Genomic DNA, 21717 nt, shown 5'->3' on the forward strand with positions numbered 1-21717 from the left:
CCAGCAGAGCCGCGACCAGGCCGTGCTGGCCACACGGGTGCAGAACGACCTCTCCCGCGAGAACGCAGAGATCGATCGCTCCCTCCAGGCCTTCGACGCGCTGATAGACTGCCGCTTCGCCCAGGCCAAGCAGCTTCGCCTCGACGTGGCGGAGAAGCGTCTGACGCTCGAGCAAGGCCGCGCCCGGATGGCGCAGATCCGCGCCTGGACCGAGCGCGACATCGCTCTCGCCCGCCAGATCAACGCCCGGATCGAGACGCGCGGCGCCGAGTTCGAGGCGGCGGCGGAGAATCTTCAGCCCGGCACCAAGAGCCAGATCGCCGCGCAGAAAGCGGCCGCCCCTGCCGCCCGCCAGGCGGTCACGACACGGGCCACGCCGGTGCGCCTCCGCCCCGACCCGGCCGCGCCCGAGATCGCCCAGCTCGCGCCGCGCGAGACCGTCACCGTCACCGGCGGGCGTGACGGGTTCGCGCTGGTCGAGACGCCCTCTGGCATGCGCGGCTACGCACCCGCCGACACGCTGCGGATCGGCACGGCGAGCGTCGTCACCCCGCGTTCGGTCGTCTCGGGCGGGACGGACGTGCAGACCCTCGCCGCCACCAACGTCGCCAAGCGCGACAATTTCAGCCAGAGCGTGCAGGTGGCCGAACGGGCGGCCGCGTTGGGTTTCGAGCTGACCTCCTGAGCGGGCTTCGCCGACTCGCAACGGCACTCGGGCTGGTCGCGGCCCTCTGCTCGGCCGCCGCCTTCGCCCAGGGGCCTCCAGACACTGCCTTCATCCGCGTCGAGGCGGGTGCCCACTCCGCCCCGGTGAACCGCCTCGCGGTCGATTCGGCCGGCACCGTGCTCGCCTCCGCATCCGACGACAAGACCGTCCGGCTGTGGTCCCTGCCGTCCGGCGAGCTGCGCGGTGTGCTGCGTGTCCCGATCGGCGAGGCGCAGGAGGGGGAGCTCGACGCGGTTGCGCTCTCGCCGGACGGGCGCGTCGCCTTCGCCGGCGGCATCAGCGGCTTCGCCTGGGACAAGACCTACGCGATCTACTGGTTCGATACGGCCACGCAACGCATGACGGGGCGGCTGCCGAACCTGCCGGCGCAGGTGAACCATCTCGCCGTCTCGGCTGACGGGACGTCGCGTGCCGCGGCGCTCGGCGGTCAGACGGGGGTGCGGCTGTGGGATGCCGCGACTGGCCGGGCGATCGCCGAGGACAGGGCCTATCGCGGACCGGCGCGGATGGTCGTCTTCGCCGCCGATGGCCGCTTCTTCACCACCGCCGCCGACGGCCTGGTACGCGCCTACGCCGCCGATGGACGCAAGCTCGCCGAAGCGGCGCCGCGCGAGCGGGCGCGCCCCTACGGCATCGCCGTCTCCCCCGACGGCACGCTCGTCGCGGTTGGCTACGAGAATGTCGCGGCGGTCGATGTGCTCGCGGCGAACGGGCTGAGGCGCGTGTTCTCGCCCGACGTCACGGGCGTACCGGCGGCCTGGCTTCCGGCCGTCGCCTGGGCCTCCGAGCGGCGCGGGGGGGTGCAGCTGCTTGCCGCCGGGTTCGGGCCGCAGCGCGGCATCGTCCTCCGCTGGGCCGATTTCGGCCTCGGCCCGGCGCGCGACCTCGCCGCCTCGCCCGACTCGATCCTCCATCTCCTGCCGCTGCCCCAGGGCGGGGCAGCCTTTGCCGCTGCCGACCCAGGCTGGGGCGTGGTGGGCCCGGATGGCACGCTGGCCCGCGCGCCGCGCCCGCCGTTGTCGGACGCGCGCGAGGCACGCGGCGGTCTCGCCGTCTCGGCAGACGGGCGCACGATCGAGTGGCCCGGGGCGCAGGGGCGGCTTCGCTTCGAGCTCGACGGGCGTGGGCTAGAGCAGATCGCATACGGCTGGAAACAGCCGTATGCGTGAAGATGCTCGCAAGACAAGGCCAGAGCGGTTTCCACTCATCTGGAAACCGCTCTAGTGCCGGCAAGCGGAGCGGGAGTCGCCTCTTCGGCCGTCTCCGCGCCTGGGCTTTCGCTCGCGGATTGGCGCGACTCGCCCGCGCCGAAGCTCAACGGCCAGGCGCTCGCGCTCGGGCGGGGCGAGATCTCGCGCAGTGCGGCGATCGCGGGCGACCGCCTTCTTCTCGGCACCGACACCCATCTGCGGCTGTTCGACCGGCGTGGCCGGCAGCTCCCCGAGGCTGCGGTGACGGGCGCTGCCTGGGCGCTCGCCGTCGCCCCGGCCGCCTCTGTCGCCGTCGCAGCACTCGGCGACGGCACGCTCCGCTGGTTCGACCTTGACGGCGAGAGGCCGCTCGCCGAGCGCGGCGCCCTGTTCGTGCACGCCGACGGGGCGCGCTGGGCGCTGTTCACGCCCGAGGGGTTCTTCGACCACGCCGAGGGCGGCGGGCAGCATCTCGTGGGCGTTCACCTCAACCGGCGCGCCGCCGAGCAGCCGGACTGGGCCTCCTTCACCCAGGCCTATCGCGCGCTCTATGCGCCGGCGGTGGTGCGCGCGCGGCTTGCCGGCGACGTGACGGCGGCCCGGCGCCGCCTCGCCGAGCTCGGCGACCGTCGCGCCGTGATCGCGCGCCAGCCGCGCGTGACGGTCACCGGCCTCTGCGTCCCCGATGTCTCGGGCGAGTGTCGCGCGCTCGAGGCGGAGTCCTCGCAGCCGCACGGTCTCAGCCGGGTGCGGATCAGGCTCAGGCTCGAGGATCGGGGCTTGGGCCTCGGACCGGTCGACGTGTTCCGCAACGGGCGGAATGTCGGCCGGGTCGATCCGGCGGGCCTTGCCGAGATCGGCATCGACGTCGCTCTCGACCCGGGCGTGAACACGCTTCAGGCGCGCGCGTGGGACCAGGCCGTGCGCCTGTTCGCCGAGACGCCGGTGCTGCGCCTCGACGCCCGCGGGGTGGAGGACCGCGCGGCGCGGCTGTTCATCATGGCGGTGGGGGTGGACCGCTACCGCAACCCGCAGCTCGCCCTGCGCTTCGCCGCCGCCGACGCGACCACCGTGGCGCAGGCGCTGCGCGATGGCGCGGTCGGGCTGTTCGCCTCCGCCGAGGTGACGGTGCTCACCGACGAGGCGGCGACCCGGGAGGGGATCCTCGCCGCGCTCGAGCGGCTGTCGCGCGAGATCGGGCCGCAGGACACGTCCCTGCTCTATCTCGCCGGCCACGGCGTCAAGACCGAGCCGGACGAGCGTTTCCTGTTCCTGCCGCAGGATGTGGAGGACGCCTCCTCCTCGGAGGCGCTGCGCCGCCAGGGGCTGTCGGACGAGGTGCTCGTCGGCGCGCTCTCGCGCATCCGCGCCCGAAACGGCTTCCTGTTCATGGACACCTGCTACGCCGGCCAGGTGGCGGTCGATGCGCTCGCCTCTGTCGGCAACGAGACCGGGCGTTATCTTCTCACCGCCTCGACCTCGGTTCAGGAGGCGCTCGACAGCTATGACGACCGCAACGGGGTGTTCGCGGTCGCGGTGCGCAAGGCGCTGACGGGCAGGGCGGGGCGTGACGAGCGCGGTATCGTCTCGGCGCTTGCCCTCGGCGAGTACGTCTCCCGGCGTGTCGGCGTGCTCGCGCGCGAGAAGGGCCACGCCCGGGATGCCGTGTTCCGCACCGCTCAGCGTGACCTCAGGAGCTTTCCGATCGCCCGCGTCTCGCCCTGACCGCTCCACGCGTCAGTCTTGGACGCAGGTGCGTGGGCATGCGTCCGGAACAGACGCACGCATGATGTTCACGGAAGCTTCACATCTGGCATGGAGGATGCATCACCGGCCGCGAGCCGGACATTCGGGAGGGGCGCACCTGGAAGAAGGAGACTCCCCGTGCCCGAACGGTTCCCGATCCGCCTCTTTTTGGTGCTTGCGCTGGTCGCCTCACATGCGGTTGTGGCTCCGGCCCGTGCCGACCGCGATCCCTGCCCCTCTCCCGGAACGATTGCCGTCCGCGAGGACGGGCAGCGCCTCGTCTTCGCCGGCGAGGACCCGGAGGAGGAGGCGCTCTGCCTCGTCCGCATCGGCGAGCAGACGCGCCGGCTCCTGTTCGGCTTCTGGGCCCCGATCGGGCCCGAGCTCGACGAGGCGCGCGCCGCCCTCGCGCAGCTCCTCTCTGGCGGTCCCGGCACGCGCGTCACGATCCGCGAGCACGTGTTCACCGACAGCTGGCTCGAGACCTGGGAGCGTGGCGACGAGGAGACGGTGGCGCTTCGCTCCGGCCCGCGCCGTGCCGTCCGGCTTGACAGGACGATGCGTCTCTCCGGCCCCACCGGCTTCCACGCGATCGCGAGCTACTGGATCGATGTCGAGACGGGCGTGGTGCTGAAGGCGACGCATCGTCACCTCGAGGGGCTTCGCCTGCCCTACCGGGACATGGTGATCACCCATCTCGACACGCGGGGCTGAGCGTCACTCCTCCTCGGCGTCGGGACGCTCGAGCGCGGGCGCCGGCGGCAGGCGTGAGGGGCGCGCCGGTCGCCGCTCCGGCACCGGCGCGACCCAGGGCCGGTCGCCACGGAGCGAACGATCGGAGACGACGCGCACGCCGTCGGCCGTGAACCAGGCGGCGTGCGCGCCGTCGCGCCAGACGGAGAAGCGGTCGATCACCGGGCTCGGTCGGCAGCGGCCGCGCAGCGGCTCGGGCGAGACGACGAGGGCGGCCGTGTCGCACCGGGTCTTCTCCGGGCCGGGGCGGAGCAGGAGCACCATCTGGCCTGCGGGGCCGGAGAGCGTGCAGGTGAAGCGCGTGCAGCCGAGCGACCCCGCCTCGCCCTCCGGCAGGGGGGGAAGCGCGGCGAGGCCAAGCCGCTCGGCAATCGCCTCGCGTTCGAAACGGCTCGCGCCGCTCACCAAGGCAGCGTAGCCCTCGGTTCCCTTGAGCACGATCACGCGCGCGGTCGGGTTCACGATCACATCCGGCTGCGCCCCCGCCCAGGGGCTCGCGAGGCCAACCAGAAGCGGAACGAGCCCCGCGAGCGCGGCACGGCCACGCAGCAGGCAGAGACAGAGGAGGCCTGCCGTCACTGCGAGCACGCCCCAGGCCGGAGCGGCGGGGAGCCGCGGTGACGCCCCTGGCCAGGCGGCGACCTCGCGCGCGGCCCAAAGGACCACCTCGACCGCCCAGCCCATCGGCACGAGCGCCATCGCCTCGAGACCGACGGGCATGAGCAGGAGCCCGACGAGGCCGAGCGGCATCACCACCACCGTGGTCAGCGGCACGGCGATCGCGTTCGCGGCGACGCCGTAGAGCTGCACGCGCTGGAAATGCCAGGCGGCGAAAGGCGCGGTGGCGGCGGAGGCGACGAGCGAGGTGAAGCAGAGAAGCGCGAACCCTGCCGCGAGCCGGAGCGGCCAGCCGCGCGCCGCCCGCACGCGCGAAAGCCACGGCCTGCCCGCCTGGTAGGCGGCGATCAGCGCAAGCACGGCCGCGAAGCTCATCTGGAAGGAGGGGCCGAGCACGGCTTCTGGCTGGAACGCAAGCACCACGATCGCGGCGAGCGCGAGCGCGCGCATCCCGACCCCCTGCCGGTCGAGCAGTACCGCGAGAGCGAACAGGGCCGCCATCGCCACCGCCCGCTGCATCGGCACCTGGCTTCCGGTAAGAAGCATGTAGAGGAAGGCGGCGAGGATGCCGCCCAGAGCCGCGAGCTTCTTCGCGTTGACGTAAAGCGCGAGCGCCGTCGCGGCGAACAGGAGCCGCAGCGCCGCGAACACCACGCCGCCGACGATCCCGACATGCAGCCCCGATACGGCGAGCAGGTGCGCGAGCCCCGCCTCGCGCAGCGCCGCGAGGTCTGCTTCCGGGATCGCCGCGCGCGCCCCGGTCAGAAGCGCGCCCGCGACCGCCCCTTCCGGCCCCGGAACGGACGCGGTGATGCGGTCGAGCACGATCTGGCGCAGACGCGCGAGGATGCGCGCGACACCGCCTTCCTCCCCGCGCGACAGGACCTCGACCGGCCCGAGAGCGACCCCCGTCGCGCCGAGGCCAGCGAAGAAGGCGGTGCGCTGGAAGTCGAACCCGCCCGGCACCGCCGGCGGGGCAGGGGGACGCAACAGGGCGCGAAGGCGAACCCGATCCCCCGGCGCAAGAGCGGTTTCGTCGCTCTCGCGCAGCCGGATGCGGAGCTCGCGCGGGAACGGCTCCTCCCCAAGCGTGACCGAGCCGAGCCGAACCCGTCGCCCTTCGGGCAGGGTCTCGGCCGCCTCGACCGTCGCCGTGACCACCACCGCACGCGTTGGCACCTCAGCGAGCGGGGGGAGAGAGGCGGTGCGCGCTTGCGCACAGGCGAAGCCCGCGCCGGCGGCGGCGAGCAGGAGGAGCAGAAGCCGCGGCAGCGCGAGCGCGCGCACCAGGACCGCAACGACGAGCGCCGACGCCGCGACGGTGGCGCCGATCCACCACGCCGGTTCGGAAGGAAGAGCAAAATAGGCGACGATCCCCGCCCCCATCGCCACCGGCACCCAGAGAAGGGTGCGCACCTCCCCTCCCAGCATGAGCCAGGCGGGCAGGGGACGGGCGAAGGCGGCAGCCGCCGCGAGCCCGGAGAGAGGCGGGGCGAAAGCCATTGGAGTGGTGCAACCTCCGCGCGCAGACTAGCGCATGCCGAGCGCGGCCGCGACGGTCGTGCGGCTCAGAACGCGACCTTGTCGCCGCCCTTTAGAGCGAGCAGCTCGCGCGCCTCGGCCGGCGTGGCGGGGCGCATGCCGAGCTCGCCCAAGATGCGCACGATCTTCGCCACCTGCTCGGCGTAGCCGTTCGCAAGCTCCCCGGGCCCGATCCAGAGACTGTCCTCGAGCCCGACGCGGACATGCGCGCCCTGGATCGCCGCGGCGGTGACGAGCGGGATCTGGCGCGCCCCTGCGGCGAGCACCGACCAGAGATAGGCGTCCCCGAACAGCCGGTCGGTCCTGCGCTTCATGTGCTGCAGGTCCTCGGCGTGGCTGCCGATCCCGCCGCGGACGCCGAAGATCGTCTGGACGAAGAGCGGCGGCGTTACGAGCCCGCGGTCGAGGAAGTGGGCGAGCGTGTAAGAGGTGCCCCACATCGTAGCACTCGAACTCGAAGCGCGTGCCGCTTTCCTCGCCGAGCCGGCGAAGGATCTCCTCGATGTCCGCAAACGTGTTGCGGAAGATGGCGGCGCGGCTGGCCTCGAGATGGTTCCGCTCCCAGTCATGCCGGAACTCTCTGTAGCGGTTCAGCATTGGCAACAGGCCCAAATTCATCGAGCCCATGTTGCGGCTGCACATTTCGGGCCGCGCGGCGAGTGCTCCGGCGAGCCGGTCCTCGAGGCTCATCCCCTGGCCGCCGCCGGTGGTGATGTTCACCACCGCGTCGGTTGCCTGCTTGATCCGCGGCAGGAACTGCATGAACAGGGCCGGGTCGGGGGTCGGGCGGCCGTCGGCCGGGTCGCGGGCGTGCAGGTGGAGGATGGCGGCGCCGGCCTCGGCGGCGGCGATCGCTTGCCGGGCGATCTCGTCCGGCGTCACAGGAAGATGAGGCGACATCGAGGGCGTGTGGATCGAGCCGGTCACCGCGCAGGTGATGATCGCGCTCCGTTGCCTGCCGCCCGCCATGACGCGTCCTCCCTCGCTGCTGCGTCGTCTCGGCGAGCCGGCGGGTCGGAGGCTGCGAAGCGGCCTTCGCCCCGCTATATCTGCCGCCACCATGACGACCCAGGACCTCCCTCCGCGGCCGACGCCAAAGCCCTCTCCGTGGTGGCCGCGGCACGCGCCGGTGCGGCCCACTGCGCCCGCCTCCGCGCCGGGTGGGCCCGGTGCGCGCGAGGCGCAGCTCGCTCCCCTTCCTCCGCCTTCGCCGCCGCTCCTCAACCGTCTCGCCGGCGCCTCACTGCTCGCCGCGACCCTCGGCGTCGCCTCCTGCCAGGCCTTCCTCGAGGTGGTCTCGTGACCGGCCTCTCCCCGCGCGAGGACGTCTGGGAGCGGCTTCGGCGGTTCCGCCACGGCCAGCGTGGCTGGGCCCTGTTCCTTCTGTCGGCGCCGCTGCTCCTTGTTGCCGTGTCCGGCCTTGCCGCGGGCGATCTCGAACTGCTCGGCGGGGCGGGGGGTGCCTGGGCGCTGATCATCGGCGGCACCATCCTCGCTCGGCGCGGCTTCGCCGCCGAGGCCGAGGGGCAGGCGGCGCCGGGCGCGTTCCGCCTGCGCCTTGCCGCACTTGTGGGCGCCGGCACCGGGCTGGCCGCCTGGCTCGCCGCCGACCACGCTCCGATCGTTGCGCTCCTGTTCGGCATCGGGGCCGCCGCCGGGATACGCCTGCTCTACGGCCCCGATCCGCGGCCGGCACCGGCGCCCGAGCCAGCAAAGCCGCTCGAGGGCGACGCCGCCGTCATCGCCGAAGCCAGGGGGCGGATCGCCGCGCTCGAGGCGGCCGCCCGGGCGGTGCCGCAGCGCGAGTTCGCGGAAGCCATCAGGCGGATCGCCGCCTTGGCCAGCCGAATCGTCGCGGAAGCGGAACAGGACCCGGAGGATCTGCGCCGCTCGCGCCGCTTCCTCGCCGTCTATCTCAAGGGCGCGGAGACGGTCGCGCAACGCTATGTCGAGACCCATCGCGGACTCGATGCGCCGGCGCTTGAGGAGAATTTCCGCAGCCTGCTCGCCGATCTCGAGCGCGGCTTCGGCCGGCACCTCGCCACGCTCAAGGAGAGTGACATCCGCGCTCTCGATGTCGACATCGCGGTCTTGCAGCAGCGGCTGCGCGAGGAAGGCATGACCGAGGAGAGGGTGCCACGATGACCGACACGACACGGACCACCGAGGCCACCACGCCTCAGGCGATTGCCGCCGCCGCGGCGGGCGAGATGACGCCCGAGCGCGAGCAGCGGATCGCTGCCCTTGCCGCCGCCGTTGCCGAAGGTGACAGCCGCGCCATCCTCGAGTTCGGCGCCGCTGCCCAGGCGCGAGTCACCTCTGTTGCCGACGAGATGCTCCGCGGCGTGCGCAACAAGGACCTCGGCGCGGCCGCCGCGCCGCTGAACGAGATGGTGGCCACCTTGCGCGGCTTCGAGGTCGGCGCGGTGGGCGGGGAGAGGAGCCTCATCGACCGGCTGCTCGGCCGCGCCAAGCCGGTGGCGAAGGTGCTGCAGCGCTATCAAGAGGTTCAAAGCCAGATCGAGACCAGCATCGTCAAGCTCGAGGACCACAAGACCGCCTTGATGCGTGACGTCGAGCTCCTCGACCGCCTCTACGCGACGACGCTCGAATGGTTCCACGACCTCGCCGACCACATCGCCGCCGGCGAGCGTGCGCTCGCGCTTCTCGACTCAGAGACGATCCCTGCCAAGGAGCGCGAGGCGGCGACGGGGGATATGCTCGCCGCCCAGGCCCTGCGCGACCTCAGAGCGCGCCGCGACGAGCTCGAGCGTCGCGTGCACGACCTCAAGCTCACCCGCCAGGTGGCGATGCAGGCCCTGCCCGCGATCCGGGTGGTGCAGGAGAACGACAAGGCGCTCGTCTCCAAGATCACCTCGACCATCGTCAACACCGTTCCGCTGTGGAAACAGCAGCTCACGCTTGCCGTCACGATCGCGCGGGCGCGCGAGGCGGGGGGCGACCTGAAGGCGGCGACCGACCTCACCAACCAGCTTCTCACCGCCAACGCGGATGCGTTGCGCCAGTCGAACGCTGAGATACGCGCCCAGGTCGAGCGCGGAGTGTTCGACATCGAGGCGGTCAAGCGCGCCAACGAGCAGCTCGTCGGCACGATCGAGGACACGCTCCGGATCGCCGACGAGGGGCGGAAGCGCCGGGCCGAGGCCGAAGCGACTCTGCTCAGCCTCGAAGCGGAGCTGAAGCAGAGCCTCGCCGCGGCGAAGGCCCGCACCGCGCCGCCCGCGCAGCCGTGATTAGGCTCCGCCCGAGAGGCTGCGGCGGAGCCGGCGGAGAGTGATCCAGATCGCGGCGGCGACGGCGGGGACGGCGATCAGCGACACCCAGCGCGGCCCCTCGGGCAGGCCGAGCGCCGGCAGCCCGTCGACCGCGATCTTGACGAGGCTCACGAGGTAGTAGGCGATCGCGAAGGTCGAGAAGCCCTCGACCGCCTGGGAGAGGCGGAGCTGCGTCGCGGCGCGCTTGTCCATCGCCGCGAGAAGCGCGCTATTCTGGGCTTCAAGCCCGACCTCGACGCGGGTGCGCAGCATCCCGCCCGCGCGGGCGATGCCGTCGTTCAGCGCCCGCTTGCGCCGCGCCACCGCCGCACAGGTGCGCAGGGCCGGGGTGAAGCGCCGGTCGAGGAACACGCTCATCCGCTGCACGCTTTCGAGCCGCTGCTCGTTCAACTCGGCGATCCGCGCCAAGACCAGAGCGCCGTACGCCTCAGTCGCGGCGAAGCGGAACCGGCTGGTCGCGGCGAGTGCCTCGGCCTCGGCCGCGAGCCTCGTGAGCTCATCGAGAAGCGCCCGGTCCTCCGCCCCTTGGGTCGCGGTCTTCGCGACGATCGAATCGAGACGCTTCTCGAGTTCGGCGAGCTTCGGCGTCGCCTCGCGCGCGAGCGGCAGGCCGAGCAGAGCGGCCATCCGGTAGTGCTCGATCTCGAGCAGGCGCTGCGCCATCCGCCCAAGCCGCCCCGGCGTGAGCGCGTTGGCATAGAGCACCATGCGCACGAACCCGTCCTCGGCCATGCGGAAATCGGTGAACCCTTGGGCCTCGCCGCCGCCGAGCCCGCCACCCACCACCTCGCCCCGGAAGGCGCCGGCCGGCGGCACGAGAGCGGAGCCGGGCAGGATCCTGAGGTGCATCGCGGCGAGCCTGAGCCCCGTCAGCCCGTCGAGGAAGGCCTGCGCCTCAGGGTGGATGGCCGACCAGGCGTCGTCGGGCGGGAGCTCGGCGTCGGCATCGGCGAGAACGGAGAAGGCCTGGAACTCGCCATGCCGCTCCCACCGTACGATCCGCCCGGCGACGGGGGCGATATGGTTGCGCGCGCCGGGCTTGGGCTCGGCGGCGCCATGGGCGCGGCAGAAGGCGGCGAAGGCCTGCCGGTCGGCCTCGGCCCCGCCTTCCTCGGCGAGCAGCACGACATGGCTGATCGCCGCCGGCGGCACGATGCGCAGATGCGGGCGTGCGTGCAGCTCGTCGTTCAGGATGGCGCGGAGCGGATGGTCCTGCATGCGCGCAGACTGCCACGCAGGCCGCGTGCGACGGAAGCGCGCTTGACCAATCACCCGCAGCCGGCCTTCCATCGCGGGCGGAAACGGTCCGACGCTGCAACGTAGGGGGAACAATGCGCGCCTACGCGCTCGTTGAGAACAACCAGCCGCTTCAGGAGATCGAGCTGCCCACCCCTGAGCCCAAGGGCAAGGAGGTCCTGCTCGAGGTGACGCATTGCGGCGTCTGCCACAGCGACCTCCACCTCTGGGAGGGCAAGTACGATCTCGGCGGTGGCAAGGTCCTGTCGCTCAAAGACCGGGGCGTGTCGCTGCCGCTCGCGATGGGCCACGAGATCGTCGGCCGGCTGGTGAAGCTCGGGCCGGAGGCGGAGGGCAAGGGGGTCGTGGTCGGCGGCCAGTACGTCGTTTTCCCTTGGGTCGGCTGCGGCACCTGCCCTGCCTGCCTCGCCGAGGAGGACAACTACTGTCCGAAGCAGCGCTCGATCGGCGTGCACCGGCACGGCGGCTATGCCACGCACGTCATCGCGCCCGAACCGCGGCATCTCGTTCCGGTCGATGGTGTGGATCCGGCGCTTGCCGCCACCTATGCCTGCTCGGGACTCACCGTCTATTCGGCGATCATGAAGGTGATGCCGCTGCCGCCCGAGGAGACGGTGGTTCTGTTCGGTGCCGGCGGGCTCGGGCTTGCCGCGATCGCCGTGCTGCGGGCGCTCGGCCACCGCCGGATCGTCTCGGTCGATCTTGCGGAGGCCAAGCGCGCCGCCGCCCTCGCCGAGGGCGCGACGGAGGCGGTGGACGGCTCGGGCGAGCCCGAGGAGGTGGCAGCGAGGATCCTCGCCGTGACGGGCAGCCCCGTCCAGGCGGCGATCGACCTCGTCGGCAGCAACGCCACCGCGCGGGCGGGAACGGCGGCTCTCCGCAAGGGGGGAACCTACGTCATCGTCGGCCTTTATGGCGGCGACATCACGCTCTCGCTGCCGCTCGTCGTGTTGCGGGCGATGACGGTGCGCGGCTCGCATGTCGGCAACCCGAAGGAGCTGCGCGCTCTGATGGACCTCGCCCGGTCAGGGCGGCTCAAGCCCATCCCGGTCACGACCGAACCGCTCGCGCAAGCTCAGGAGGTGCTGATGCGCCTGCGTGCTGGGCAGATCGTCGGCCGTGTGGTGCTCGAGAACAGCGGCCGGTTCTGAGCGCGACCCGTCGCATGGCGCGTCGCCCGCCCCCTCTGCCGGCGCTCGTCGAGGATGCCGTGCTCGCGGCCAACCAGGCCTTCTACGACGCGTTCGCCGCCCGTGACGTCGAGGCGATGGAGGCGCTGTGGTCGCGCGAGGGGCCGGTGGCCTGCATCCATCCCGGCTGGAACCCGCTGCTTGATCGCGACGACATCATGGCCGCGTGGTCGGCCATCCTCCGCAACCCCGACGCGCCCGATATCCGGGTGGAGAATGCGATCGCCCTGATCCTGGGCGACACGGCGATGGTCGTCTGCCACGAGCGCGTGGGCGGGGCGCTGCTTGCGTGCACCAACCTGTTCCGGCTCGAGCAGGGAACATGGCGGATGGTGCTGCACCATGCCGGGCCGGTGGGGGAGGAGCCTCTGTCGCGCGACGACGGGGCGCCGCTGCCGCACCGGATCCACTGAGGGCCTGCGCGCGGTCAGCGCAGCGAGCGGTCGGGCGCGGCGAACATCGCGAGCTCCTCATCGACGAGCGGCTCGCGCGGCGCGAACTGTGCCACCCGGAAGGCGGCCGCGGCCGAGGCGGGCGCGGGCGAGGCAGCAGGGGCGGTCCACTCCGTCGCTGACGCCCGCACGACCTCGGCAGAGCCCCCGACGCGCGGCTGCAGGGTTGCGATGGCGCGCACTGTGAGCGGGGAAGGCTGCGCCTGCTGGGCGGGCAGATCACCGAACTCGGCGGCGACGATGTCGGCGAGCGCCGCGGCACGGCCTTCGTAGCGTGCCGGGGCGGCGGCGGCGCGCGCGGCGCGCTCGTCGAGCCGGGCGCGGGCAGCGCTGATCGGCGCGAGCGGCGGCAGGGGCGAGCCGTCGACGGTGCGCGGCAGGACGAAGCCAAAGGTCGGGTAGTGGCGGCCGAACCCGTCACGGTCCCCGTGGATCTCGACGCGCACGAGCGTCCAGGTGTTGTTGGGCGAGACGTCGATCACCGAGACGTTCCGGGCGACCTGCCCCTTCGTCAGGCCGGGGCCCTGCCAGTTGGCGTGATCGACCAGGATGTGGCGCGGCGAGACGATCCCGGAGACGACCGACACATGGCCGAGCCGCATGCCGCCGGTGGCGCGGAAGACGAGCACGGCTCCGACCTCCGGTGTCTGACCGCGCTGGTAGCGGCCCTCCGCCTGGTGCCACCAGGTGTGCGCGTTGCCCGTGATGTCGATGCCCGAGAGCTGCCGCGCGAAGGGGACGCATTGCAGGCCACCCGAGGGCTGGACCGTCCGCTGGACCTGCCGCGCGGTCTGGCGCTGGCCGCTTGCGGCTGTGTTGGCCACCGCCTCCAGGGCGGGCAGGCCGGCAAGAAGGGAGGCGAGGCCGAAAGCGGCGAGGAGACGGCCGCAACGATCGACGCGCATGGCTTTGGTGCTCCTTGCTGACCACGGACAGGCAGGGTTGCGCGGGACGCAACCCGAACGCGTTGACCATGCACGTCGCGGGGTGACAACCCGCCGCTCGCAATGCCACCGTATTGCCCGAAAGTTTGCCCCATCCTCCCTGTGCAGAAACGCCCGAGATCGGACGATATTCCCATAACGTCGTGTTTCGGGATGTTACGGCAGGGTCGCCGGACTCGGCTGATCGGCATGCGATCGTAACGAAAGCGGCCCCGCAGGCTGCCTGCCGCGGGGCCGCCGGATGCCCGAGCCGGAACGCCCAGGCCCGGCTACTTGCAGGCGACGACCATGATCTCGACCAGCATCCCGGGCGCGGCGAGCTTCGACTCGACGCAGGCCCGCGCCGGCGCGAGCCCTGGCGGCACCCAGGCCGACCAGACCTCGTTCATCGCATCGCGCAGGGTGATGTCGGAGAGCCAGATCTGGGCCGAGAGAAGCCGCGTCTTGTCGGTTCCCCGCTCCTCGAGGGCGGCGTCGATCTGCGCGAGGATGTCCGCCGTCTGGCCCTTGATGTCCTTGGTCGTGTCCTTCGCGGTCATGCCGCGCAGGAACACGAAGCCGTGGAACTCAACCGCGTCGGAATAGATTTTCCCCGGGTTGACGCGCTCGATCCGGCTCATGCTGCTCTTCCCTCTCCCGTCGACCTCTGGCTCTGTCGCCCCTGCGGGGCGCGGCTTCGCATACGCGCCGGCGCGCCTCGGGGCAAGGCGCGGTCAGAACGAGGCGGCGGGGTGATCGCGCTCTGGCAGCGCGGCGAGGCGGCAGCCGCACCAGGGGCAGGTGCCGAGAGCTGCGCGCACGGCGGCGATCGCCGTCTCCTCGTCGCCTGCGCGGGCGAGGGCGTCGAGAAGCGCTGTGCGAAGACGCTCATGTTCGCCCCCTGCCGTGCAGGCCGCGGCGCGCGAGTTCACGAGGGCCTCGGTCTCGGAATCGGCAGGCACGAGGGTAAAGCCCTCCGCCCGCCCGGCGAGTGGCAGAAGAGCGGCGGCGAACAGGGCACGACGTCCAGGCATGCGATCGTCCTAGCGCGCTCCGCCGCAAGCCGCCAGGGCGGGCGGATCACGGCCCCGCGATCGGGCCCAGGCGTGCGGGCATTAAACCAGCGCATGCTCCGTGGCGCCTTTTCTCTTGGCGGCCCCGATCCCTCTGTCTGTCCGATGGCCCGGGCTGGCGGTGCGCAGGGCGGTGACGGAGGCACTCCGCCCGCGCCACCGGGGCCGCCCCGACCCATCGGACGCCGGTCGATGGTCCGGTGTCGCATCAACTGCGGCGAGGCCGAAGAAGGGGCCACCTCGTCTCAGCAGCCTATGCGACGCCGACTCCTCATCCTGTCAGCCACGTCAGGATCGGGCGTGGTTGTGCCGCACGGCGGTGACCTCGCCCGTCGCGTGCTTGCCCATCGCGGCACCCCGAGGACATGTCAAGGCCGCCCGAGCGACGGGCCTTTTTGAGCCAACCCTGCCGGCAGGATTTCAGCCAAGGCCGTGACGGCCGCGCGGTTTCAAGACTCGAGGGCGGCGCGCACGCGCTCGAGAAGCCGTGCCCGCGCCGCATCGTCCCCGGCCTCCTCGAGGCGACGGCGAAGCTCGAGCACGAGAGCGGCGCGCTCGTTGTGCCAGTCCACCCGCGCATGCGCCGCCTCCGGCGCAAGACGCGGTGCCGCCCCTCTCGGCCGGGCAGGGCCCTGTGCCGGCAGGGCGTAGGCCGAGTCGAGTTCGGGAAGAACGACGGGGGTGCCGAAACCGGCCAGGGCGGATGCGAGCGAGTCGCGCGCCTCGTCCTCGCCATGGACGAGGAAGATCCCCTGGCGCACCGGCCGGCGCGCCTCCACCCAGGCGATCAGGTCGCGCCGGTCGGCATGGCCGGAATAGCAGTCGAGCATGCGTATGCGCGCCCGCACGGCAACCTCCTGGCCGAGGATCGTCACCGCCTTCGCGCCATCCACGAGCAGCCGCCCGAGCGTTCCAGGCGCCTGGTAGCCGGTGAACAGGATCGTCGCCTGCGGCCGCCACAGCGTGTTGAGGAGGTGGTGTCGGATCCGCCCCGCCTCGGCCATGCCGGAGGCCGAGACGATGATGATCCCGCCCGTGACCTTGTTCAGCCGCTTGCTCTCCTCCACCGAGCGGGTGAAGCGGATGTTGGGCCCGGCGAGGAAACTCTCGGGGGGCACGGTGTGCTCGGGCAGGTCTTTCAGATGTGCGCGGAAGGTCGCCGTCGCCTCGGTCGCGAGCGGACTGTCGATCACCACAGGAACGGCGGGGAGGGCGCCCGTCTCCATCAGCACGTCGAGGTCGTGCAGAAGCTCCTGGGTGCGTTCGACCGCGAAGGCTGGCATCACGAGATTGCCGCCGGCGTCGAGAGCGGCGCGCACCTCCGCCGCGAGCAGCGCCCGCCGGCCCTCGGCGTCGGGGTCGTCACGCTCGCGGTCGCCATAGGTCGACTCCACCACCAGCCAATCGAGCCCCTTCGGGCTTTCCGGGTCGTCGTGGAAGGCCTTGGCACCTGGCCCGATGTCGCCGGAGACGAGCAGGCTTGCCGCCCCGCCATCTCCACGCGGCAGGCGGAGCTCCACCGACGCCGAGCCGAGCAGGTGGCCGGCGTTCCAGAAGCGCGCCCGCACGCCTCCCGGAAGGTCGACCCAGCGCCGATACGGCTCACGCCGGAATAGGGCGAGGCAGGCCTCGGCATCGGCGCGGGTGTAGATCGGCTCGACGGTCGGGCGGCCTCTGGCGGCGTTGCGCCGGTTGAGGCGCTCGACCTCAGTCTCCTGGATATAGCCGCTGTCGGGCAGCATGACGGCGGCGAGATCGGCGGTCGCCTCCGTCGCCACGACGGGGCCCGCGAAACCCTCGCGCGCGAGTCGGGGGATCAGGCCCGAATGATCGATGTGCGCGTGGGTGAGAACGACGGCGGCGATCCGCCTCGGCTCGAAGGGGAACGGGCGCCAGTTCAGCGCCTTGATCGTCTTCGGCCCCTGGAACAGGCCGCAGTCGATCAGGAGCTCGGCCCCGCCGGTCGTGATCCTGAGGCAGCTTCCCGTGACCGTTCCGGCCGCACCGTGGAAGATCAGTGTGGGGTCCATCCGCTGCAGGCTAGGCCGTCGGGAAGGAGAAGGCGATGGAGGCGTGGCAGGTCTTCGGCCTCGTGGCTTCGGCAGCGATGCTCGCCATCCTCTGGCCGAGGCTCAGGCGCATGCTTGCCGAAGGCGACCCTCTGCTGCGCTGGGCAGCGCTGTGGGCGGCTGCTCTGCTCGCGGTCGTGCTCGCCCATGAGTGGCTGCTCGCGCCGCTGGGCCTCGGGCTGCGGTGACACACCCCCGCGCGGGGTGGCGGGGCTCGCGCCGCGTCGTTGTGGCCTTTGGCCGCGCGTGAGGGATTGGGCTGCAGCGGCGCGGCCCGTCCTCCTCGAGCCGGCGCGGCGGGCGCGTCCGAAGAGGCGAACCGACGCCCGGTGCCGACCTCACCAGCGCAGGAACGCCGGCGGCAGCGACCAACCCTGAGTCGTCGGCTGACCCTGTGTCTGGCCCGCGCTCCGCGCCTGTTCGTCGGCACGGCGGAGGCATTCGCGCGTCAGCCGGTCGCGCTCGGCGATTCCGGCCTCGCGATCGACACGGGGAATCGACGCGGTCTCCTCCATGATCGTCTGCGCTCCGGAGACCGACACGTCGGTCCAGAGCGCGCGGCCACGGTTTCGTTCGGCCATCACCCGCTCCGCCTCGCGGGCGCAGGCGATCTCGGCCGGGCTGCGCTCGTCCTGCCTCGGCGCGCAAGCGGCGGGAAGGATCAGGAGCAGAAGGAGGAGCGAGGCGGCACGGTGCATCGTCGTCTCTCGGCTCTCGGGCGCCTGTCAGGTGGCGGCGGGCAGAGCGCCCGCAACCATGGCCCGGAGCGCGGCATGATCGAAGCGCGCGTCCGCCGCAAGGGGAATCCGCGCCGCCGCGGCAAGGAGCGTGGGATGGATCTCCGCCCCCTCGCGCGAGAGCGAGAACAGGCCACGCGCCCACGGCGCCGTCGCCATCACCTCGATGAGGGCGAGCAGCCGGAAGCAGACCGCCATCCCGTAGAGGCTCTCCAGGCCCAACATCCCGTCAACCGCCGCTGCCCAGCAACGCGCGTCCTCATCGGCGATCAGCACCTCGATGACGGCCCCGTCGGCGCGGCGGAACGCGACCGCCCTCGGCTGCCCCCAGGCCTCGGCGGCGGCCGCTTCCCTGGCGGCTTCCCAGGCCTGGATCAGGTCGCGCCCGGACACGCCCGGAAGCCGTTCGGGCGGCAGCGCAACCTCGTAGCGCAGAGTGCCCGCGGCATGGCTCGAGAGTCGGATCGCGTCCTTCATCCCACCCAGCATGGACCGTCCGGGCAGGGAGCGCCACACTGCACGCGCGAGCGAAACCATCGGGGAGCAGGTCATCGGCGAGGCGTGGCGGTTGACCGCGACGGAGGCACGGGCGGCGATGGCGTCGGGGCGCCTCACCCCCGTCGCGCTGATGGAGTCGTGCCTTGCGCGGATCGCCGAGCGCGAGGCGGAGGTGCGCGCCTTCGCCTGGATCGAGCCGGAGCGGGCGCTCGCCGCCGCCCGCCGGGCCGACCCATCGCTGCCGCTCGGCGGGCTGCCGATCGGCGTCAAGGACGTGATCGACACCGAGGACTATCCGACCCAGCACGGCAGCCCGATCTGGGCCGGCAACCGCCCGCGCGGCGATGCCGCCGCCGTTGCCTGGGCGCGCGCGGCCGGCGCGGTGGTCGCCGGGAAGACGGTCACCACCGAGTTCGCAACCCGCTTCCCCGGTCCGACCCGAAACCCCGCCAACCTCGCCCATACGCCCGGCGGCTCGTCCTCCGGCTCCGCGGCGGCGGTGGCGGACGGGATGGTGCCGCTCGCCTTCGGCACGCAGACGGCGGGCTCGATCATCCGCCCCGCCGCCTATTGCGGCATCGTCGGCTACAAGCCGAGCTTCGGCCTGATCAGCCGCATCGGCATGAAGATCATGTCCGACAGCCTCGACACGGTGGGCTGCCTCGCCCGCTCGGTCGCGGACGTGGCGCTGTTCGCGGGAACGCTTTCGGGGCGCGACCTCGGTTCCCCTGATGTCTCCCCGGGCCGCGCGCCGAGGATCGGGCTCTGCCGCTCGCCCGCGTGGCCGGCGGCGCTTCCCGAGACGGTGGCGCTGATGGAGCGGGCGGCGACGGCTCTCGCGCGTGCGGGCGCCTCCGTGCGCGACCAAGAGCTTCCCGCACGCTTCGCCGCTCTTGCCGAGGCGCACCCGGTGGTCATGAATGTCGAGAGCGCCCGCGCGATCGGCTGGGAGCTCACCACCCAGCGCCCTCTCGTCTCGACCGAGCTCCGCGAGCGGCTCGAGCCGGCGCTTGCCCTTCCCGTCGAGGCCTATGACCGCGCGCTCGCCATCATGCGGGACTGCATCGCCGGCTTCCCCGAGGCGACCGAGGGGCTCGACGTGCTCGTGACACCCTCGGCCCCCGGCGAGGCGCCCGAGGGGATCGGCTGGACCGGCGATCCGGTGTTCAACGCTCTCTGGACGGCGCTGCGCGTCCCCTGCGTGACCGTTCCCGCAGGCTTCGGGTCGAAGGGGCTTCCCTTGGGGATCCAGATCGTCGGGAGGATGGGCGAGGATCGTGCCGTGCTCGCCTGGGCGCGCTGGGTGCAGAGCGCGCTTGCCTGAGGCGGCAGGGGTCGGCGCCGTCGCGGGCGGCGAGCAGGTCCTCCCCGGCCGCGAGCAGGGCAAGCCGCCCCGAGAGGCCCAAGCCGCGCGGGGTGATGTGGTCGAGACCAGGGACGAGGTGCAGCACCGCGCGCGGCCCGAGCAGCGCGGCGAGCCGCGCGCTTTCGCTTGGCGGCACGATCGGGTCTGCCGCGCCGTGGACCAGGATCGCGCAGGGCGAGAAGCCGGCGAGACGCTCGGGCGTGAGCGTCAGGCTCTCGAGCGACTCCTGCATCCCGGGCGGCAGGGCCCTGATCTTCTCCGGGATCGCGTCGGGGTCGCGGGTGGTGGCGAGGGCAAGGAGAGCAGAGCCTGAGGGCGTGAGCCGTGCCTCGAGCGCGCGGGCGTCGGCGCCGGCGAGCCGCCGGCGGGCGATCTCGGCGAGGAGGGCACGGTCACCCTGGTCGGGCAGGCTCTCGGCATTGGCGAGGAGAAAGGCCCACACGGCGCCGCGCTGCGGCTCGCCACGACGCCAAGCCGTCTCTCCCGGCAGACGCCAGGCGCCGGCGGCGAGCCAGGTGATCACCGCCTCGGTGCTCTGATAGGCGCCGAGGGTGGCGACGAACGCAAGCCGCGCCCCCGTCTCGCGCTGCGCGGCGGCGAGGAAGGCAGGGCCGGCGGCATAGGAGATGGCCGCGAGCCCGGCAGGCCCAGGCCCGTCCGGCAGGGCGGCGACGGCGGCCGAAACGACCTCGGCGTCGGTGGCGTCGGCGGTGAGCCGGCGCGCGGCCGGAAGGTCGGGCACGAGCACGATGAACCGGGCGCGGGCGAGGCTCTGGGCGAGCAGTACAAGACGCGGGTCGCGCCGCCCGTCCTCCGAGAGGCCGGGCAGAAGCACAAGCCGCGCAAGCGCTGCCTCGCCCGGCAGCCACAGATCGGCGGCTTCGCCCGCGACGGTGACGGTCCGCACCGTCGGCGCGGGCGTGGCCGCCTTGAGCGCGCTCGGCCCCGCTCCTGATTCGATGTCCGACAAGAGCCGCCCCGCCTCGCCGCCGCACGCGGCGAGAGCAAGGCTCAGCGCGAGAAGGAGGCGACGCATTCGAGATGGGCCGACCACAGGAACTGGTCGATCGGCACGGCTCGGTCCAGCCGGAAGCCCGCCTGAGCAAGAAGACGCGCGTCGCGCGCAAGCGCTGCGGGGTTGCAGGAGACATAGACCACACGCCGCACCGGCCCCTCCGCCAGGGCGGCCGCTTGCGCGCGCGCCCCGTCACGCGGCGGGTCGAGCACCACTGCCTCGAGCCCGTCGAGCTCGCGGCCGGCGATCGGTCGCAGGGAGAGATCGCGCCGCTCGACCACGACGCGTCCCGAGAGCGCCGCGGCCTGAGCGGCGGAGCGGAGCGCCGCGGACGCAGCCCTGTCGCCCTCGACGGCGAGAACGCGAAACCGGCGCGCGAGCGGAAAGGTGAGGGTGCCCGAGCCGGCGTAGAGGTCGGCCACGCGCGCTCCCTCGGGAAGATCAGCCAGAGCCGCGAGAACGGCGGAGACGATCGCCCGTTCTCCGTCCTCGGTCGCCTGCAGGAAGCCGCCCGGCGGCAGACGGACGGGCACCCCGGCGAAGCTCACGGTCGGCGTCGCGAGCACGGCGACCGGGTCGGGGTCATGGCCCAGGAGCGACCAGGAGAGACGGGCGAGCCCTGCAACCCGGGCGAACTCGGCGAGCGCTGACCGCGCGGCGGCATCGGCGGCGCCATCGGTCGTAAGCCAAAGGTCCACCCCTTCGGCCGCGAGCGTGAGCCACACCTTGCCCTCGCGCTTCAGGACGCCCAAGCGCGGCAGGAAGGAGCGCAGGGAGGCGGCGATCGCGAGCAGGGCCGGGTGCAGCACGAGGCAGCCCGGGATGTCGACCACTTCGGCCGAGGCACGGCCGTGGAAGCCGACGATCACACGCCCGTCTGCCCGGCGCAGAGAGAGCTCCGCACGCCTGCGCGTGCCTGGCGCGCTGCGGGCGAGCGGGGCGAGGGGTGGGCTCGCGAAGCCCGCCCGCGCGAGAGCGGCCTCGGCGAGGCCGCGCTTCCACGCGGCATAAGCCGCGTCGGCGAGGTGCTGAAGCGTGCAGCCGCCGCAGGCGCCCGCGTGCGGGCAGGGCGGTGCGACGCGGTCAGGCGAGGCGCTCTCGATGGCGAGGAGCCTCGCGGAGAAGCCATCGCCACGCCTGTCGCCGATCCTGACCCGCACCTGCTCTCCCGGCAGCGCTCCGGGGACGTGGCAGGGCCGGCCGCAAGGGAGAGATGCGACCCCGTCCCCTGCCGCGCCGAGCCGCCGGATGGTGACGGTTGCGGC

21 protein-coding genes and 1 pseudogene are annotated in these 21717 nt (G+C 72.7%); 11 read left to right on the top strand and 11 right to left on the bottom strand.

Going from position 1 to position 21717, the window contains the following annotated elements:
• Positions 1-22: 22 nt before the first annotated feature.
• From KO353_RS11340 to KO353_RS11355, 4 genes are all read left to right on the top strand, one after another.
• Positions 23-685, top strand: coding sequence for an SH3 domain-containing protein (locus KO353_RS11340; RefSeq protein ID WP_218284820.1), 663 nt, complete (start codon positions 23-25; stop codon positions 683-685).
• Positions 686-777: 92 nt separating this feature from the next.
• A complete protein-coding gene (locus KO353_RS11345) occupies positions 778-1896 on the top strand; it encodes a WD40 repeat domain-containing protein (RefSeq protein ID WP_268906237.1) in 1119 nt (372 codons plus the stop codon).
• 54 nt (positions 1897-1950) lie between these two features.
• Complete coding sequence (locus KO353_RS11350; protein WP_218284822.1) at positions 1951-3642, top strand: caspase family protein; 1692 nt, start codon at positions 1951-1953, stop codon at positions 3640-3642.
• Between the two features lie 159 nt (positions 3643-3801).
• Positions 3802-4377: a hypothetical protein gene (locus KO353_RS11355; protein WP_218284823.1), complete on the top strand. Its 576-nt coding sequence runs from the start codon at positions 3802-3804 to the stop codon at positions 4375-4377.
• A 3-nt stretch (positions 4378-4380) separates the two neighbouring features.
• Here KO353_RS11355 and KO353_RS11360 read toward each other — a convergent pair whose 3' ends face one another.
• From KO353_RS11360 to KO353_RS17160, 3 genes and pseudogenes are all read right to left on the bottom strand, one after another.
• Positions 4381-6537, bottom strand: coding sequence for a ComEC/Rec2 family competence protein (locus KO353_RS11360; RefSeq protein ID WP_218284824.1), 2157 nt, complete (start codon positions 6535-6537; stop codon positions 4381-4383).
• 65 nt (positions 6538-6602) lie between these two features.
• Complete coding sequence (locus tag KO353_RS17155; RefSeq protein WP_456236911.1) at positions 6603-7016, bottom strand: 3-keto-5-aminohexanoate cleavage protein; 414 nt, start codon at positions 7014-7016, stop codon at positions 6603-6605.
• A gap of 34 nt (positions 7017-7050) precedes the next feature.
• A pseudogene (locus tag KO353_RS17160) lies at positions 7051-7638 on the bottom strand (3-keto-5-aminohexanoate cleavage protein); the annotation flags it as partial.
• A 67-nt stretch (positions 7639-7705) separates the two neighbouring features.
• Here KO353_RS17160 and KO353_RS11370 point away from each other — a divergent pair.
• Genes KO353_RS11370 through KO353_RS11380 form a run of 3 tightly spaced genes read left to right on the top strand, consistent with a single transcriptional unit; the run spans position 7706 to position 9830 of the window.
• Positions 7706-7879: a hypothetical protein gene (locus KO353_RS11370; RefSeq protein ID WP_218284825.1), complete on the top strand. Its 174-nt coding sequence runs from the start codon at positions 7706-7708 to the stop codon at positions 7877-7879.
• Positions 7876-8721, top strand: a complete 846-nt coding sequence (locus tag KO353_RS11375; protein WP_218284826.1) for a 5-bromo-4-chloroindolyl phosphate hydrolysis family protein — start codon at positions 7876-7878, stop codon at positions 8719-8721. Before KO353_RS11370 ends, KO353_RS11375 begins: the two co-directional genes overlap by 4 nt.
• Complete coding sequence (locus KO353_RS11380; protein WP_235691816.1) at positions 8718-9830, top strand: toxic anion resistance protein; 1113 nt, start codon at positions 8718-8720, stop codon at positions 9828-9830. Before KO353_RS11375 ends, KO353_RS11380 begins: the two co-directional genes overlap by 4 nt.
• Here KO353_RS11380 and KO353_RS11385 read toward each other — a convergent pair whose 3' ends face one another.
• Positions 9831-11090, bottom strand: coding sequence for a DUF3422 family protein (locus KO353_RS11385; RefSeq protein ID WP_218284827.1), 1260 nt, complete (start codon positions 11088-11090; stop codon positions 9831-9833).
• A 113-nt stretch (positions 11091-11203) separates the two neighbouring features.
• Here KO353_RS11385 and KO353_RS11390 point away from each other — a divergent pair, with 113 nt between their 5' ends.
• Together KO353_RS11390 and KO353_RS11395 are read left to right on the top strand one after the other, a co-directional pair.
• Positions 11204-12280, top strand: a complete 1077-nt coding sequence (locus KO353_RS11390) for an alcohol dehydrogenase (protein ID WP_218284828.1) — start codon at positions 11204-11206, stop codon at positions 12278-12280.
• Between the two features lie 14 nt (positions 12281-12294).
• On the top strand, positions 12295-12732 hold the full coding sequence (locus tag KO353_RS11395) for a nuclear transport factor 2 family protein (protein WP_218284829.1): 438 nt from the start codon (positions 12295-12297) through the stop codon (positions 12730-12732).
• Positions 12733-12746: 14 nt separating this feature from the next.
• Here the strand turns inward: KO353_RS11395 and KO353_RS11400 are convergent, their stop codons facing one another.
• The 4 genes from KO353_RS11400 to KO353_RS11415 form a co-directional block, all read right to left on the bottom strand.
• Positions 12747-13676, bottom strand: a complete 930-nt coding sequence (locus tag KO353_RS11400) for a CHAP domain-containing protein (RefSeq protein ID WP_218284830.1) — start codon at positions 13674-13676, stop codon at positions 12747-12749.
• A gap of 308 nt (positions 13677-13984) precedes the next feature.
• A complete protein-coding gene (locus tag KO353_RS11405) occupies positions 13985-14335 on the bottom strand; it encodes a RidA family protein (RefSeq protein ID WP_218284831.1) in 351 nt (116 codons plus the stop codon).
• A 93-nt stretch (positions 14336-14428) separates the two neighbouring features.
• Entirely contained in the window at positions 14429-14728 is a 300-nt protein-coding gene (locus KO353_RS11410) for a hypothetical protein (RefSeq protein WP_218284832.1), read from the bottom strand.
• Positions 14729-15216: 488 nt separating this feature from the next.
• Positions 15217-16797: an MBL fold metallo-hydrolase RNA specificity domain-containing protein gene (locus KO353_RS11415; RefSeq protein WP_218284833.1), complete on the bottom strand. Its 1581-nt coding sequence runs from the start codon at positions 16795-16797 to the stop codon at positions 15217-15219.
• A gap of 35 nt (positions 16798-16832) precedes the next feature.
• Here KO353_RS11415 and KO353_RS11420 point away from each other — a divergent pair, with 35 nt between their 5' ends.
• A complete protein-coding gene (locus KO353_RS11420) occupies positions 16833-17024 on the top strand; it encodes a hypothetical protein (protein ID WP_218284834.1) in 192 nt (63 codons plus the stop codon).
• 150 nt (positions 17025-17174) lie between these two features.
• Here the strand turns inward: KO353_RS11420 and KO353_RS11425 are convergent, their stop codons facing one another.
• Both KO353_RS11425 and KO353_RS11430 read right to left on the bottom strand, forming a co-directional pair.
• A complete protein-coding gene (locus KO353_RS11425) occupies positions 17175-17534 on the bottom strand; it encodes a hypothetical protein (protein ID WP_218284835.1) in 360 nt (119 codons plus the stop codon).
• Between the two features lie 27 nt (positions 17535-17561).
• A complete protein-coding gene (locus KO353_RS11430) occupies positions 17562-18050 on the bottom strand; it encodes a hypothetical protein (RefSeq protein WP_235691817.1) in 489 nt (162 codons plus the stop codon).
• A gap of 91 nt (positions 18051-18141) precedes the next feature.
• Between KO353_RS11430 and KO353_RS11435 the strand changes: the two genes are divergently transcribed.
• Complete coding sequence (locus KO353_RS11435; protein WP_235691818.1) at positions 18142-19395, top strand: amidase; 1254 nt, start codon at positions 18142-18144, stop codon at positions 19393-19395.
• Positions 19396-20448: 1053 nt separating this feature from the next.
• Here the strand turns inward: KO353_RS11435 and KO353_RS11440 are convergent.
• Positions 20449-21702, bottom strand: coding sequence for a class I SAM-dependent RNA methyltransferase (locus tag KO353_RS11440; protein WP_218287368.1), 1254 nt, complete (start codon positions 21700-21702; stop codon positions 20449-20451).
• Positions 21703-21717 lie beyond the last annotated feature (15 nt).

The sequence above is a fragment of the Elioraea tepida genome, from assembly GCF_019203965.1.
Classification (GTDB): domain Bacteria; phylum Pseudomonadota; class Alphaproteobacteria; order Acetobacterales; family Acetobacteraceae; genus Elioraea_A; species Elioraea_A tepida.

What these genes read in the sequence shown, in the direction of transcription:
- KO353_RS11395 (WP_218284829.1), top strand. Translation starts at nt 12,295, where the DNA reads ATGGCGCGTCGCCCGCCCCCTCTGCCGGCGCTCGTCGAGGATGCCGTG.
- KO353_RS11430 (WP_235691817.1), bottom strand. Translation starts at nt 18,050, where the DNA reads ATGAAGGACGCGATCCGACTCTCGAGCCATGCCGCGGGCACTCTGCGC.
- KO353_RS11415 (WP_218284833.1), bottom strand. Translation starts at nt 16,797, where the DNA reads ATGGACCCCACACTGATCTTCCACGGTGCGGCCGGAACGGTCACGGGA.
- KO353_RS11380 (WP_235691816.1), top strand. Translation starts at nt 8,718, where the DNA reads ATGACCGACACGACACGGACCACCGAGGCCACCACGCCTCAGGCGATT.
- KO353_RS11385 (WP_218284827.1), bottom strand. Translation starts at nt 11,090, where the DNA reads ATGCAGGACCATCCGCTCCGCGCCATCCTGAACGACGAGCTGCACGCA.
- KO353_RS17155 (WP_456236911.1), bottom strand. Translation starts at nt 7,016, where the DNA reads ATGTGGGGCACCTCTTACACGCTCGCCCACTTCCTCGACCGCGGGCTC.
- KO353_RS11425 (WP_218284835.1), bottom strand. Translation starts at nt 17,534, where the DNA reads ATGCACCGTGCCGCCTCGCTCCTCCTTCTGCTCCTGATCCTTCCCGCC.
- KO353_RS11400 (WP_218284830.1), bottom strand. Translation starts at nt 13,676, where the DNA reads ATGCGCGTCGATCGTTGCGGCCGTCTCCTCGCCGCTTTCGGCCTCGCC.
- KO353_RS11390 (WP_218284828.1), top strand. Translation starts at nt 11,204, where the DNA reads ATGCGCGCCTACGCGCTCGTTGAGAACAACCAGCCGCTTCAGGAGATC.
- KO353_RS11420 (WP_218284834.1), top strand. Translation starts at nt 16,833, where the DNA reads ATGGAGGCGTGGCAGGTCTTCGGCCTCGTGGCTTCGGCAGCGATGCTC.
- KO353_RS11410 (WP_218284832.1), bottom strand. Translation starts at nt 14,728, where the DNA reads ATGCCTGGACGTCGTGCCCTGTTCGCCGCCGCTCTTCTGCCACTCGCC.
- KO353_RS11360 (WP_218284824.1), bottom strand. Translation starts at nt 6,537, where the DNA reads ATGGCTTTCGCCCCGCCTCTCTCCGGGCTCGCGGCGGCTGCCGCCTTC.
- KO353_RS11405 (WP_218284831.1), bottom strand. Translation starts at nt 14,335, where the DNA reads ATGAGCCGGATCGAGCGCGTCAACCCGGGGAAAATCTATTCCGACGCG.